Genomic DNA, 14,068 nt, shown 5'->3' with positions numbered 1-14,068 from the left:
GGCTTCGGATAAAGAAAGTGAAAAGAAATAATAAACTGAATTTGTTTCACTACAACTTCCCTTTTTAAAAAAGGAAGTTGTAAGTGTTAAAACAAGGTCTAACTTATACTTTAAAGTGATTCACGATATTACTTAGCGTATAAGCCTCTCCGGTGAGATTATCACTGGAACTGGTGAGTTCAGATATTCGCCCCACTATATTGCCACTCATTTCCTCAATACTTACAATGTTTCGATTTATTTCTTCAGAAACGGCAGCCTGTTCTTCAGTAGCTGTTGCTACCTGATTGCTCATATCACTTATTTCAGAAACTGAATCTGTAATTGATTCTAATGTGCTTCGAACCGTAGTTGCTTGATCAACCGCGTTTTTAGCCTGGTCCCTGCATATGTTTGTGACATCAACGGCCTGTCGAGAACCGCTTAATAATTTTTCAATCATATGGTTGATTTCTTCAGTAGATTCCTGAGTTCTACTTGCCAGTGCGCGAACCTCATCAGCAACAACAGCAAAACCTCTGCCTTGCTCACCCGCACGGGCAGCTTCAATAGCAGCGTTTAAGGCTAATAAATTAGTTTGTTCAGAAATTCCTCTGATAACATCCAGTATAGTTGTAATCGATTCGGTATCCTGCTGAAGCTGATGAATCGTTTCACCAGCATTTTCTAATTGAGAGGATAATTCCTGAATCTGAGAGGTGGCCTGATTTATAACCTGTTTACCCGTATTGGCATCGTTACTGGTGTTGCGGGCTTTTTCAGCCGTTACGTTGATGTTTCTGACAACTTCCTGAATAGTCGATGTCATTTCAGTCATAGCTGTTGCAACCAGTTGTGTTTCTGATTGTTGAGCTGATGTGTAGCCGTCAGTGTCCTGTGTAATCTGTATTATGTTATTTGATGAATGTGATAATTGCTGTGTTGAGCTGGAAATTTGAGAAATCATATCTACAAGATGTACTCTTAAGTCCTCAACTGATTGTAATAACTGACCTATCTCATCATTACTACCAGAAATTATTTGAGCTGTTAAATTTCCTTTAGCAACCTCATGAATTTTTTTAACAGCAGTAGGTAGTGTTGATAAAGAGCGGTTCATTACAAAAAAGAGTAAAGCGATACCTAAAAATATAGCTAAACTGCCTGCAAAAAAGTAATTTCTGGAAAGAATCTCAGCTTTTTCCTGATCGATTAAAGCGCTATTCATTGTGTTGATGGCATTTTTTAACAGGTTATCCACACTGTTGGACATATCAGCTGCAACTTTATCAAATTCGCCCATCATAACATTGCCGCCAGCTGGGCCATTATCGATATATGACTGTGCCATTGATTTCCCTGTTTCATAATATGAATCAAAAATAGGCAGCATATTTAGATATACATCAGCATTCTCATTATCTAATTCAGTTAACTCCTGAATGAGTGTTTTAAATTTATTTGCGTTATTGGCCGCTTCATCAAAACCATCATTTAAGCCATTCTGTGCCCGGGTAGCGCTGATATCGGTTAACCACTGTTGTACCTGAACAACAGTAAGCTTTAACTCATGGGTTTTATTTAGAATCGGAATACCTCTATGTTTGAGCTGTTGGGTTTGATCAAAAATAATAGAGTTTTTTGAAAAAACAAGAATTCCTTGTACAAGGCCAATTACAGCTAAAATTGAAATCAAAATAAGAAAGCTTTTCCTTAAACCTATGTTGGGCATGTACGAATTCCTTTAGTTAGGAGTTTTAGAACCGGCATACACTGATATAGTATTATATTAATGAATTAGCAAGTGTGAATTTATATTCTAAAAGTAATAGTGATTTTATGTGCTTTTTGATACCTAAAAATATTTAATTTACATTAGAAGAAGATCTTTATCTTGTATACAATTTAGTGAATTATAAAGTAAATTGATGTTGTTTATTTTATTCTTCGAATTGTTACAAATTGTTACAATTTATATTTAAGAACTTAATATACTTTATGAGTGGATGTTTTAGAGAATCATAATTGAGTCTGTCACTTAAAAAAACCTGGTATGGCCTGATATTGCTTGTAGCAGTTGTCCCAGCATTGTTGATGTTAATCTGGGGTGGTTTTTTATACTACCAGTTATTGTTAGAAAAACATTTGTCAGAGGAAGTGTTTATTGGTGAATTGTCAGTAGATCACGTTAAACAGGAAGTGGAGCGTCTGGCAACTTTGCTTGAAAACAAGAGTGATCCTATTGCTTATACATTAACTAACGATATTAATTTAAAATTTGTCGATGAGTTGCTTCACAATGCACTGAAACGAGAACCGGCAATTCATGTGCTGTTATTAATAGGCACAGATGGAAAGATTCTTACGGGGTTGGAATCTTATGATGACCGAACTTCCCCATCTGAAGAGAGAGGAGGATTGTATGCTCACTGGCAGTCATTAGAGGGGAGCTTTTCTGAAGAATTTACGGTTCCGCTTAAGGGGAGTCGTTTTGTCAGTAATGTAAGTATTAAACCTGAAGGTGTATTCTTTACGCTCTCTGTTCCGGTAGGACCACCGGATAAACCGCTTGCTGTATTGTTGGCTCGTATTGATGCCAATATTTTATGGAATGACCTCCAGCCTCATTTACAACAAAATCAAATTAGTAGTTACCTAATAGATTCAAAAGGTTTGTTGTTAACAATGCCAGCTGACATAGTATATAGAATTGGCGATTCATTAATACATATACCTGTTGTGAAATCTTTTGTTACAGAAAGTTACTGGAATGACGATGAGGTCTATGTCGGGTTAAAAGAAAAAAAAGTCTTTGGAAGTTTGTCGCGAGTAGAAAATATAGGAGTAGGAGTGATCACAGAAGTAAATCGTGGTTATATTTTACAGCCAATTTTTAAGTTTTTAGCAAAATTAGTGCTAGTCGCGATGATATTTGTATTAATTTTTCTTTGGTTGGGTACGCGCATTTTACATCTAGTAATTACTTCAATTGATGCGATCTCTGCTGATTTTAAACGAGTGGGAAAACAGGATTACTCTCCATCTAAGACTAACTCATCGTTTGTGGAACTAAGTGTGCTGGTTGACGGTTTCAACCATATGGTAAATGAAATTAAGCATAATCATCATGATCTCGAACAGGCATCAGTGGTTTTTGATAATACCTCAGAGGGTATTCTTATTACTGATGCCAGTCATAAAATAGTAAGCGTAAATAAATCTTTTTGCGAAATTACAGGATATAGTGAAGATGAGGTGATAGGAGAAAATCCATCAATTTTGAAATCAGGTCACCATGATGAAAGCTTTTATAAAAACATGTGGGCATCTATAGATGGTGCAGGTAAATGGCGTGGTGAAGTAATTAACAGGCGCAAAGATGGAGAGACATATGTAGAGCTTCTTAGTGTTAATACGTTCAGGGACTTTAACGGAAAGCTGACATATCATATCGGTGTGTTTACTGATATAAGTCATATAAAAGAAACTGAAAGTAAACTCGAATATCTGGCACATCATGATCAGCTAACAGGCTTGCCAAATCGTTTATTGTGTCATGCACGTATAGATCATAAGTTACAGGTAGCGAAAAGGAGCAAAAGTCTGGTTGCTGTGCTTTTTATTGATCTTGATATGTTCAAAGTTGTAAATGATTCAATGGGGCATGCGCAGGGTGATGTCTTGTTACAAAAGGTGGGGAAGAGTTTAAAAGATCATATCAGGGAAGAGGATACTATTGCACGTCTTGGGGGAGATGAATTTGTTATCACTCTTGGATCATTGCAAAGTCGTCAGGATGCAGCCCATATTGCTGATAACATTCTGTCAATTTTTTCCAGACCATTCTTAATTGAAAGTCAGAATGTTTTTATTGGCGCAAGTATTGGTATTAGTATGTATCCCAATGATGGAGATGATACAGATGTGCTTTTACGTAATGCAGATTCGGCAATGTATAAAGCAAAGGCTGATGGTAGAAACAACTATCAATTTTATACCCCTGTTCTGACAGAAGAAGCATCAGAGCGTCTTAAAATAATAAACAGTTTGCGATCAGCGCTTGAAAAAAATGAGTTCTGTGTGCATTACCAACCACAGTATGCTTTGTGTAATGAGAAAATAATTGGCGTAGAAGCGTTGATCCGTTGGGATCATCCTGAAATGGGCATGATAAGTCCAGCTAAATTTATTCCTGTTGCAGAAGAAACCGGAATGATAATACCAATAGGCGAATGGGTATTAAGAACGGCCTGTCAGCAATTAAAGCAATGGAATGATGCTGGTTATACTTCAATTCGCATGGCTGTCAATTTGTCTGCACGTCAGTTCTGGAAACCAGGGCTTGATAAAGTTATAGAAAATATATTACAGGAATTCAATTTGAAGCCGGCTGATCTCGAGCTTGAGCTAACGGAGGGGATTATAATGCATGACACATCTGTTGTTATAAAAACCCTGAATGATATTCATGATATGGGTGTCAGACTGGCTGTTGATGATTTTGGAACCGGGTACTCATCATTAAGTTATGTGTCTCGTTTCCCGCTGGATATGTTGAAAATTGATCGTTCATTTGTGCGGGATATCACTACAAATACAGATGATGCTGAAATGATTATGTCAATTATTGCACTTGGGCATAGTATGAAGCTGCAGGTTCTGGCTGAAGGAGTAGAAACCAGAGAGCAGTTGTTTTATTTAAAAGAACAAGGCTGCGACGAGGTTCAGGGTTTCTATTTTAGCAAACCCCTACCTGCTAACGAGATTGAGAAGTTGTTAAGTGTTAAATAACTTTTTTAAATTTGCGACTATAATCTTTAACATATTTTATGATTAACTGTGATTTATGAAAAAAAATAATTTTATAAAACCTGTATCGAAACTTAAATTGCCAAAAACTATTTTTTGTTTTGGATTTTTATTTCTAAATGTAAACCCTTTGTTACTACATGCTAATTCGGCAGAGATTAATAACCATAAAATTGATCAGCTTGAGCAACAGCTGAAACAGCAACAGTTACAGATTAATGATCTTAAAAACAAGAATGAGACGTCAGAGGAAAAAATAAGCGAAGAACCATCGCTTGAGCTTGAAGGTTTTTTTGATGTCACTGCACATTCTGCTGATAACAGTGATCATCCTTTTGACCTGGGTAGTTTTGAACTGGATTTACAGTTTGATCAGAATGAAAATATTTCAGTGAGCACCGCATTAGTATGGGATGGTGATGCGGCAGAAGTGGCAGTAGCTGTTCTTGATTATCACGCTAATACCCACAATGTACCAACACGTGGGCGTTTATTTGGTGAGTCAGGGTATCATATTCAGTTTGGTCGCTTTGATATACCCTTCGGTATAGATTATGAGTTTTTTGCAGCGCCTGATCGTCCCAATGTGACCGCTCCTTTAACGACTCAACGTATTCAAAACGATGGCTTTAATGGAGATGGAATAAGGGCATACGGGAGTATTTCAAAGATAGATTATGCTGTTTACTGGACCAACTCCTTATTTGAAGATGAAGGTAATAGCATAGGTACACGAATTGGTTTCTTCCCGGGTAGAGACCCATATAGTATACATAACCGTGAAACTCAGAGTGATTTTATCGTTGGTATGTCATGGCTTTATGATATGGATGCTGATGAAGAAAAAAGAAACGAATTACAGGCGGTTGATATTACCTGGCGTTATGGAATTGTAGAGTTAATCCTGGAGTATATAAATCTGAATAGTGTTGATACTGTCATTTTACCCGGTGGTGGTTCAGCTGGTCCCGCAGATGAGCAGGGCTACAATTCAAGAGTATTGATAGATTTTGAGCCTATGGCCTTTTTTATTGGTTACGGCGAATGGGACCCCGATTATACTTCGGTACTTGATGCTGATGATCCAGGTGTCAGTTACGCTGTGGATAAATTGAATCGAGTAACCATAGGTGGACGTTATCTGATTGGAGATTATGTGCAAATAAAACTTGAGTATCTAAGTCATCTGGAAACTGCAACAGCAGAACCCGATTTCGAAAAACGTAAATTAACTTTTCAAATGGTTGCCAGTTTTTAACTGTGTATAAAATATATGAAATATAAAACGAATATACAGTGCCTTTTAAAATACTCAGTCTTGTTCTTTATTTGTATATATACAATGTCAGTGCGTGCAGATTCAGGGTTTAATCCACATTATGAAAGCAAAACGGGTGAAAATGATGGTGTACAGTGTCTTAGCTGTCACAAAACACAACCATTAGAACAGGCTAATTTCAATGGAAAGCATATTATTCCTGTTATGAATAGTTTTAATAAAAGTGAAGTTGAAATGTGTAGTGATTGTCATAGCAGTTCAAGTCATATCGTGGGTATTACGCCGGGCTACACCGTGCCAGCAGATTTGCCGCTGGATGTTAATGACCAGATTACCTGTTTAACCTGTCATTACGTGCATGGTAGTCTTGAAAGTGATAAACCAATGGCGAGTACCAGTTTTATGGATCACATTTTTAATCGTGAACGTTTAAATAAAAGTTATATTCTTCGACGAAACAATGCGGAAGGCGATATGTGCCTTGCCTGTCATAGTAAATAATGAGCAATATTTATGAGTAATTCCGATATAAAACGTAATACTGTATTTATACAGAAAAAATTTCAGATGCGTTCAATAGTAACCGTTGTTGGCATTATTGCTGCATCGGGTCTTTTATCAGGCATCATGTTGTATTTTCTTCTTTCAAATGAGCTGAGTAGTGAGCTTCAGGTTGCTCATCAGCAAATTCAAAATACATGGGATAGTCTGGCTCCGGCCATTATATTTGGTAATATAATAACCGTAATAGTGACAGGGGTCGTTGCCGCTATTGCAGTACTTTATCAAAGCCATAAAATAGCCGGTCCGATGTATCGATTACAGACGATTTGTGATGAGGTTTCACGTGGAAATTACGAACCTGTTTCCTCTCTACGTAAAGCAGATCAGTTAACGGCACTGGCTAATTCATTTAAAGAAATGTTGTCTGCTTTGCGTGACAGGAAAAGTAATCAGTTACAGATGGTGGCGGATGCTCAGTTAATGATTGATTCTCTGCTTAAAGAAACTGATGATGAAAACTATAAAAAATTATTAAACGATTTAAAAGCAAAGATTGATAGCTTTAATTAAGAGGGTGTTTGACGCACATTTTTTATCAATTTAGATTAAAAAGTGCGTTTGTTCCATCCCCACATATGCCTTTCAGGGTTAGAAAATTCGATATAAATTCTAGACGTGTCTATGCCAGTTTGTGTATTGATAAAATCACACAGGCTGGATGAAAAATCAGTTGTCGTTGTTTCCGGTAGATTCAGGCTTTTTAGTTTAACGAGTGCGCAAGGCTGATGATCACCAGCAAACATTAAACACTGATTATCTTCTATATTTACCATGACATAACTTTCAGGTTTGCCAAGTATTTGAGTGGTTAGTTCTGAAGCAAGTTCTGCTATTGATATTTTGTTTTCAAGCTGAATGTTTGTTTTTATAGTCAAAAGAGGCATGGTTTATTTACAGTGTTTAGCAACTAGATTTTTATGCTTTTTTATTTTAGCGTCTTTTTGCTGTTGTGAAAGATAGGTAATATTACCATCCTTATCTTTGCTTCTGACACGCCCCTGTGAGCTCATTGCGGCCAAACTTTTTCGTGCTTTAGCGCAGGTAGCTAAACGACGTTGTTTTTCAGCCGATGTTTCTTTTTTCTCTTCGGGTTTAGCCGTGGTTTCCTGTTTTTGTTCCGCACCATCTTCCTGTGTTCCTGTCTGATCATCGGACTTTTCTGCGCCTGATTTTTGATAGGTTGACTGGTTTACAGGAGCATGCATCTGAACATTCATCGACTCTGATTGAGCATCGGCAGGACGTTGTTGTCCATAATGTGTATTGCCCTCAGCATCAACCCACTTATAGATACCTGCAAAGCAGAGTGTACTACTCAGGGTGAGTAGACTGATAAATGTAATTTGGTGAAAGGATAATTTTAGAGTTTCCCTGTTTAAAATCATGGTGTTTCGCTTATCGCTATTAAAGGTTATTAACTGATTTTATAGTAGATTTAGAGTGAAGTGCCATAAGAGTCAGTTAAATTTTTGCTATTCAATAGATATATGACAACATAATCTTTGCATATGGGGTGCTGATCTTGGTACTATAACGCCTCCTTAGAGCCCCTATAAGTAAATGTTATGGCAGATAGACGACTAAAAGTGTTTCATACAGTAGCAAAGCTATTGAATTTTACCAAGGCAGCGGATGCTCTACATATGACTCAACCGGCGGTTACTTTTCAGATTCGTCAGTTAGAAGAGTATTTTAATACCCGTTTATTCGATCGAACACATAACCGGGTTAGCCTGACTGAAGCAGGTCAGCGTGTTTATAGTTTCTCAGGTCGTATTTTTGAGCTCTATGACGAAATGGAGCATTCCATTCGTGAAATGACAGGTGATGTCAGTGGTGTTGTCACTCTGGGTGCGAGTACGACAATAGCCGAATATATGTTGCCATTTTTATTAGGTGATTTTAAATCTAAAAACCCGGAAGTAAACATTCGTCTGAAGGTATCTAATACCGATGGTATTGTTTCAATGGTTGAAAACAATATTATTGATTTAGGTATTGTTGAAGCTTCAGTCAGCAATAAAAACTTACAGGTAGATGTGTGCCGTATGGATCAGTTGGTTGCCATTATGCCGCCAAATCATGAGTTAGCTGGTTTAGATGCTATCACGGGCCAACAAATAGTTTCGCACCCATTTATATGCCGTGAAGAAGGTTCAGGGACACGTGAAGTTATAGCTGAATACCTGCAGGAAACCGGTATTAAGGAAGAGCCCAATGTTTGTCTTGAGCTGGGCAGCCCGGAATCTATTAAAAGCGCAGTAGAAGCAGGTATGGGGATCTCTATTATGTCCCAGTCAACCGTGCAAAAAGAAATCAAACTGAATACGCTTGTCGCCATTCCACTGGAGCCTCCTTTAGAAAGACCATTCTCATTTGTGCATCAACGTCACAAATTTAAGGTTCGTGCGATGGAAGAGTTGCTAGAATTTGCCAAGCAGTACTGTATTTCTCATCCTAAATAATCTGTTTATTGTGTCCTCATTGTAACCCCTGGCATGCTTATATGGGGGGGTGATGAGGCATCAGGTTTTTTAAAGAAAATCACAGTTTAAACCCGACATAAATTTCCTGTTACAATATTGCCTATAATAATACGTATATATTCAGGAGTACCACTTTGACCCCCTCAGCCCAGTCTCTCACTTCAATTTTTGAAGATCTTCCTGAGAAAGATCAAAATACATTATTTGAATTCGCAGAATTTTTAAAATCCCGTGCACCTGAACCTGAATCAAAAGTTACAGAACCACTGGGTCTTGTTCGACCTGATGAAGAAAGTGTGGTTGCGGCGATTAAACGTCTGAAAAAAAATTACCCGATGGTGTCTCAAAAAGAAATGCTCAATGAAACCTCAGAGTTCATGATGCAGCATATGATGCAGGGTAAATCTGCACCTGATGTTATAGATGATCTGGAGATACTGTTTGAAAGCAGATATAAAATAAAGATAGGTATTAAAGAGTGATAGAGGTTTTACGAGTCTGGTATAACCGACACTTTTCAGATCCTCAGGCAGTTATACTTGCTCTGATGTTGATATTTGGTTTTGCACTGATTGCCTTTATGGGTAATGTACTGACGCCTGTGATCGCAGCAGTTGTTATTGCATACGTACTTGAAGGTGTGGTGCGCAGATTATGCAACTTCAAGGTTCCTCATGTTCTTGCAGTTAGTCTTGTAGTGGTTAGTTTTGTAGTTACCTTGCTTATTTTAATGCTTGGCCTTTCACCTTTGATATCGAAACAATTAACGCAGTTTTTCCTTGAAGTGCCAGGTATGCTGACTCAGGGGCAAAACCTTCTGATTAGCTTACCCAAAGAATATCCCTTTATTTCAGAAACCCAGATTCAGGATATCGTTTCACACATCAATACTGAGTTAGCCTCTGTAGGTCAGCTGGTCGTTTCCAGGTCTTTATCATCAGTCGTTAATTTATTTACGGTATTGGTGTATATGGTGGTTGTGCCTTTACTGGTTTTTTTCTTTTTAAAAGACAAGGACAGTATCCTCAACTGGCTTAGCCGATTTTTACCTAAAGAAGATGGTCTTGCGACGAAAGTATGGAGAGATGTAGATAAAAAAATTGGTAGTTATATCAGAGGCAAGTTATTTGAAGTTGGGGTTGTTGGTATAGCAACATATATACCTTTGAAAATATTTGATCTTCAGTATGCTGCACTGTTAAGTTTATTTGTTGGGCTCTCTGTCATTATTCCATATGTTGGTGCAGTCGCAGTTACTATTCCGGTTGCATTAATAGCCTATTTCCAGTTTGGTATGGGCTCGGAGTTTTTTTATATTATGCTGGCTTATCTGATAATACAGTTTCTGGATGGTAATTTACTGGTTCCACTGCTTTTTTCTGAGGTTGTTAATATGCATCCGTCTGCAATTATTATGTCTGTATTAGTGTTTGGTGGGTTGTGGGGTATCTGGGGGGTATTTTTTGCAATACCGTTAGCAACTCTGATACAGGCAGTAATCAATGCCTGGCCTGAAGTGACAGCATAAAAGAGGTAACTTGTTTTTTTAACTACTCAGTAAAATCCAGTACTTCACCCAGTCTTCCAGCTAAAATTTCAATAAACTGTATTTCATCGGGTGAAAAATTCATTGCTCGTGCATTATGAGAAGTAAAACTGACGGTGCCTACAACGTCACCTTCTTTACCCATTACTGGCGTACCAATATAAGATTCAAGTTGTATGGATTGATAGATAGGGTGTAGTCGCATTTCAGGAATATTATCAATCTGTATATAGGTAATGGTTTTGTGCTGGCGTACTACAGCTTCACAATATGTGTTATTGAGTTTAAAGCGCTCACCAGGTGATACAATCTTACCGATTTTAGAGACGGCCTGAAGTACATGGTAATCCCGGTTATCAACACGACTGATAATGCCTGTTTCAAGATTGTAATAATCAATACCCGCTTTTAGAATTTGCGTCATCCATTTGCCGGTAGCAGATGGGTCAGGATTGATTTTTAACCATTGTTGAAGCTGCGTATTAATCATTACAGACTGTCTCAATATACTCGGTATTTAAAGGCTAATTACCAGCTATTCCTAAGTTTAGTCGTATAAATGTTTTTTTGCTTGTTCTGTTAAATGCTGTATTAATGGCGTTTTTTATAATGTCTTTTTTTACGCATTTTTAGCTTGCGTGACCACCACACCCATATGCCGCTGATACCCAGTAGTATCATTGCAATGGCACTGGCATCCATTATATAGATTCCCCATCTGGCATTAAAAATTCGACCAGAGTGTAAATCAAGAATGACTCTCTCAAGGTTTAGGCCTTTACCACGAAAAGCCTGTTGAAGCGTTGATATTCTGTTTTCAGGTAGGCTATGAGCGGAAGACCAGTAAGCAGGTGACTCATTATGTTTATGCCATACGGTGAAATCACTATCAGAAAGATAGATATTATCCCGAATATCAATAAGAGCGATTTTTTTATTTACTACACCTATCTTACTGACTGGAAACTGAGTGCCTGTTGACATAAGTTCAATCAGTTCTCCATTCTCATCAAGTAGTAAAACAAAATTTTCTAACGCGAGTGCAATAATATCATCAATGATTACAATACCATGAAGTTTTTCTTTATGAGAATAAATGCTTTTTCCATTGAAGAAAATTTGCTGGTTCCATTGGCTAACCCAGACTTCATCTGAGTTGTAGTTTGTCGGTGAACCTTCAGGGTTAATACCGTACCAGTTTAGAATGAAATCAGATTCAATGGTTGTTTCGTCCAGTTTGAAGCCTTCAGTATGGTTGAGCATAATACCGGTGATAGATAAAATAAAAACCAGAATCAATGCCGCCAGGCCGAGTCTTCTATGCCACAGAAAAAATGCAAAGGGTTTCTTTCGACGGCTCATTTATTAACAGCCGATTGCTGTGTGTTTTTATTTAATAACAGGGCTATCTGTGCAAGTTTACGCAGTGCGCGCACAGAGAGTGTTGCGCCAGAGATGCTGTCAATTGTTTCACTTAAACTATTGTCAGTTTTAAGTGAAAGCTGATTAAACTGTTTGGTAAAAAAAGGGTAACGCACTTCCCAGCCTCTGGTTTCTCTAAAAACCAGTACCTTTAATTGACTGATTTTATTATCATCAATAATAATGCCCACAGTGATAGGTTTCTTTTTTCCTATTTCTTCAAGAACCCAGACACTGCGTTTATCAAACTGCCAGTAACGAATGCGTTTAGCTTTATATTTGTGCTGAAGAATATTTTCAATTTGAGCGCGTAGCTCACCTTTAATCCACACAACCTGAGGCTCTGGTTGCTTAGTGAATGCTTCACTTACAAATTCTTCTGGTTGTTGATAGGTGCCTTTGGCATAACTACTGCCAGCACTTATTATCAAAAATAAAAATATTAATTTATAAATCATCGTTGAATTTTATCAGGTGTTTGAACTAAAGCTAGTATTAGTAGCTCTATCGTTAGTTCTGTTGGTCGGGGTAGTAAGAATAATTTAAATATTAAAAACTAGAAAAGGGAAGCACTTAAAAAGTGCTTCCCAATGTTCCAGTAAGTTTTTCGTAAAGACCAACTTACGAAGTGCCATTTATATTGGCAGGAGTCTTAATACTAGAACTGGTAACCAATACCCAGATTAATACCGTCAAAATCACCAGCATCATCATTCTGTGCCTGGTAATCCGCCTTTAACACTACATCTTCATGTGGCCAGTAATTAAAACCAAAATCAGATTGTGCTTTATCTGTTGCACCATCGTCATTAGTCCAGTTGTTCTGGCGTGCAAATACGCCCCACTTACTGTTTAATTTATAAGATGCTTCAACAATAGAACCATTTTGAGAATCTTTACCAGTTGTAGTGCCACCGTCAAAATTGATGTCCCAGTTTGCATATAATGCGCTTAGTTTTAAACCGCCAGTTGTATAAACAGCATGTGCTTCAAGTAAAGTACCATCTTCTGCATCACCTGTAGTACCGGTACCCTGTGAAAAGTCACTTTGATATTGAGCCGTACCCGCAAGCTCAAGGCCGGTTATACCTGTGTATTTAATGCGAGCTGTGTAAGCAAGAGAATCTGCTGCTGCTTTTGATACTTTTTGTCTGCCGCTACGAACGCTACCCGAATTATCAGCAAGACCAGAGTGGATAGCTAAATCATAACTAATGCCATTATCTGTGTGTGCAGAATACATTGCACCTGCTTCCCACCAGGTTGCAGGTATGATGTTTTTCTCAACCGGATTACGCTCTACACCATAAAATGCGGGTGGCTCATGTGTTTCATTCATTTGTCCAACAGGAATTAAGAATACACCTGCTTTAACATTTGAATTATCACTGGTATCAAATTCAATATATGCTTGTTCAAGTTCTACTTCACCGCCATTTGAGCCATCATCTGTATCTTTAACTAAAGCGTGCTCCAATTCAAATTCAGAGAAGAAACGGATGTCATCATTAAACTCGTGAGCAAAGAATAAAACAAAGCGATGAAAATCAACTGATTTTTTATCTGTATTACTTAAATCAGAACTTAAGTTGTTGTAATGCAATTCACCGTAACCACCAATCGTTGTAGCGTTGGAGCCACTATATGAATCAGAAGTGCTTTCAAGGTTAGCTAGAATCTGGCTGTTCTCAGCTTTGAGTTCATCGATCTGTTTTTGCAAACTGTCCAGATCGGTAGCAAATGAGCTGGTTGAAGTTAGTGCAGCGGCTACTGATGCGCCAATTAAAGTCTTACGTAAAGTCATTCTAGTTAATCTCCAAATAATTACCTGAATTTAAAAACAGGCCCTGTAAATTCAATGTGGGGCTATTATAATGAATACAAACGCAAATGCAAATAATTCTCATATAGATATACAAATTGAGAGTGATTCTTGTTATGAATCAAAATTATGGAAGAAAAATTATTATTTGTTGCTAGTTG

General features: G+C 37.6%; 14 protein-coding genes. 7 read left to right on the top strand and 7 right to left on the bottom strand.

Features of this window, described 5'->3' with window-relative positions; translation table 11 throughout:
* Positions 1-103 precede the first annotated feature (103 nt).
* Positions 104-1,711, bottom strand: coding sequence for a methyl-accepting chemotaxis protein (locus tag DIZ80_14330; protein ID RDH81279.1), 1,608 nt, complete (start codon positions 1,709-1,711; stop codon positions 104-106).
* Positions 1,712-2,004: 293 nt separating this feature from the next.
* Here DIZ80_14330 and DIZ80_14325 point away from each other — a divergent pair, with 293 nt between their 5' ends.
* Genes DIZ80_14325 through DIZ80_14310 form a run of 4 tightly spaced genes read left to right on the top strand, consistent with a single transcriptional unit; the run spans position 2,005 to position 7,141 of the window.
* The gene (locus DIZ80_14325) at positions 2,005-4,770 is read left to right on the top strand and encodes a hypothetical protein (GenBank protein RDH81278.1); all 2,766 of its coding nucleotides are present in this window, start codon (positions 2,005-2,007) and stop codon (positions 4,768-4,770) included.
* Between the two features lie 55 nt (positions 4,771-4,825).
* Complete coding sequence (locus DIZ80_14320) at positions 4,826-6,046, top strand: hypothetical protein (GenBank protein ID RDH81277.1); 1,221 nt, start codon at positions 4,826-4,828, stop codon at positions 6,044-6,046.
* A 15-nt stretch (positions 6,047-6,061) separates the two neighbouring features.
* Positions 6,062-6,568, top strand: a complete 507-nt coding sequence (locus DIZ80_14315; GenBank protein RDH81276.1) for a hypothetical protein — start codon at positions 6,062-6,064, stop codon at positions 6,566-6,568.
* Between the two features lie 12 nt (positions 6,569-6,580).
* Positions 6,581-7,141 carry a hypothetical protein gene (locus DIZ80_14310; protein ID RDH81275.1) on the top strand — a complete coding sequence of 187 codons (561 nt, stop codon included), beginning with the start codon at positions 6,581-6,583 and terminating at the stop codon, positions 7,139-7,141.
* Positions 7,142-7,176: 35 nt separating this feature from the next.
* Here the strand turns inward: DIZ80_14310 and DIZ80_14305 are convergent, their stop codons facing one another.
* Positions 7,177-7,515, bottom strand: a complete 339-nt coding sequence (locus DIZ80_14305; protein ID RDH81274.1) for a hypothetical protein — start codon at positions 7,513-7,515, stop codon at positions 7,177-7,179.
* A 3-nt stretch (positions 7,516-7,518) separates the two neighbouring features.
* The gene (locus DIZ80_14300) at positions 7,519-8,016 is read right to left on the bottom strand and encodes a hypothetical protein (GenBank protein RDH81273.1); all 498 of its coding nucleotides are present in this window, start codon (positions 8,014-8,016) and stop codon (positions 7,519-7,521) included.
* A 180-nt stretch (positions 8,017-8,196) separates the two neighbouring features.
* Here DIZ80_14300 and DIZ80_14295 point away from each other — a divergent pair, with 180 nt between their 5' ends.
* The 3 genes from DIZ80_14295 (at position 8,197) to DIZ80_14285 (ending at position 10,645) form a co-directional block, all read left to right on the top strand.
* Positions 8,197-9,096: a LysR family transcriptional regulator gene (locus DIZ80_14295; protein RDH81272.1), complete on the top strand. Its 900-nt coding sequence runs from the start codon at positions 8,197-8,199 to the stop codon at positions 9,094-9,096.
* Between the two features lie 155 nt (positions 9,097-9,251).
* Entirely contained in the window at positions 9,252-9,599 is a 348-nt protein-coding gene (locus DIZ80_14290) for a Crp/Fnr family transcriptional regulator (protein RDH81271.1), read from the top strand.
* Positions 9,596-10,645 carry an AI-2E family transporter gene (locus DIZ80_14285; GenBank protein ID RDH81270.1) on the top strand — a complete coding sequence of 350 codons (1,050 nt, stop codon included), beginning with the start codon at positions 9,596-9,598 and terminating at the stop codon, positions 10,643-10,645. The genes DIZ80_14290 and DIZ80_14285 overlap by 4 nt, the downstream gene beginning before the upstream one ends.
* A gap of 22 nt (positions 10,646-10,667) precedes the next feature.
* On the opposite strand, the gene DIZ80_14280 is transcribed toward DIZ80_14285, so the two are convergent.
* The 4 genes from DIZ80_14280 to DIZ80_14265 form a co-directional block, all read right to left on the bottom strand.
* Positions 10,668-11,153 carry a hypothetical protein gene (locus DIZ80_14280; protein ID RDH81269.1) on the bottom strand — a complete coding sequence of 162 codons (486 nt, stop codon included), beginning with the start codon at positions 11,151-11,153 and terminating at the stop codon, positions 10,668-10,670.
* A 101-nt stretch (positions 11,154-11,254) separates the two neighbouring features.
* Positions 11,255-12,025 (bottom strand): hypothetical protein, encoded by a 771-nt coding sequence (locus tag DIZ80_14275; protein ID RDH81268.1) that lies wholly within the window; start codon positions 12,023-12,025, stop codon positions 11,255-11,257.
* The gene (locus DIZ80_14270) at positions 12,022-12,543 is read right to left on the bottom strand and encodes an FMN-binding protein (protein ID RDH81267.1); all 522 of its coding nucleotides are present in this window, start codon (positions 12,541-12,543) and stop codon (positions 12,022-12,024) included. The genes DIZ80_14275 and DIZ80_14270 overlap by 4 nt, the downstream gene beginning before the upstream one ends.
* A 200-nt stretch (positions 12,544-12,743) precedes the next feature.
* Entirely contained in the window at positions 12,744-13,889 is a 1,146-nt protein-coding gene (locus DIZ80_14265; GenBank protein RDH81266.1) for a porin, read from the bottom strand.
* Positions 13,890-14,068 lie beyond the last annotated feature (179 nt).

The organism is endosymbiont of Galathealinum brachiosum (genome assembly GCA_003349885.1).
Classification (GTDB): Bacteria; Pseudomonadota; Gammaproteobacteria; order SZUA-229; family SZUA-229; genus SZUA-229.
This window is presented reverse-complemented; position numbering and strand designations above follow the sequence as displayed.

Bases quoted from the DNA above. Each gene is read 5' to 3' on its own strand.
- DIZ80_14330 (RDH81279.1), bottom strand. From the start codon at position 1,711: ATGCCCAACATAGGTTTAAGGAAAAGCTTTCTTATTTTGATTTCAATT.
- DIZ80_14320 (RDH81277.1), top strand. From the start codon at position 4,826: ATGAAAAAAAATAATTTTATAAAACCTGTATCGAAACTTAAATTGCCA.
- DIZ80_14315 (RDH81276.1), top strand. From the start codon at position 6,062: ATGAAATATAAAACGAATATACAGTGCCTTTTAAAATACTCAGTCTTG.
- DIZ80_14310 (RDH81275.1), top strand. From the start codon at position 6,581: ATGAGTAATTCCGATATAAAACGTAATACTGTATTTATACAGAAAAAA.
- DIZ80_14305 (RDH81274.1), bottom strand. From the start codon at position 7,515: ATGCCTCTTTTGACTATAAAAACAAACATTCAGCTTGAAAACAAAATA.
- DIZ80_14300 (RDH81273.1), bottom strand. From the start codon at position 8,016: ATGATTTTAAACAGGGAAACTCTAAAATTATCCTTTCACCAAATTACA.
- DIZ80_14295 (RDH81272.1), top strand. From the start codon at position 8,197: ATGGCAGATAGACGACTAAAAGTGTTTCATACAGTAGCAAAGCTATTG.
- DIZ80_14280 (RDH81269.1), bottom strand. From the start codon at position 11,153: ATGATTAATACGCAGCTTCAACAATGGTTAAAAATCAATCCTGACCCA.
- DIZ80_14275 (RDH81268.1), bottom strand. From the start codon at position 12,025: ATGAGCCGTCGAAAGAAACCCTTTGCATTTTTTCTGTGGCATAGAAGA.
- DIZ80_14270 (RDH81267.1), bottom strand. From the start codon at position 12,543: ATGATTTATAAATTAATATTTTTATTTTTGATAATAAGTGCTGGCAGT.
- DIZ80_14265 (RDH81266.1), bottom strand. From the start codon at position 13,889: ATGACTTTACGTAAGACTTTAATTGGCGCATCAGTAGCCGCTGCACTA.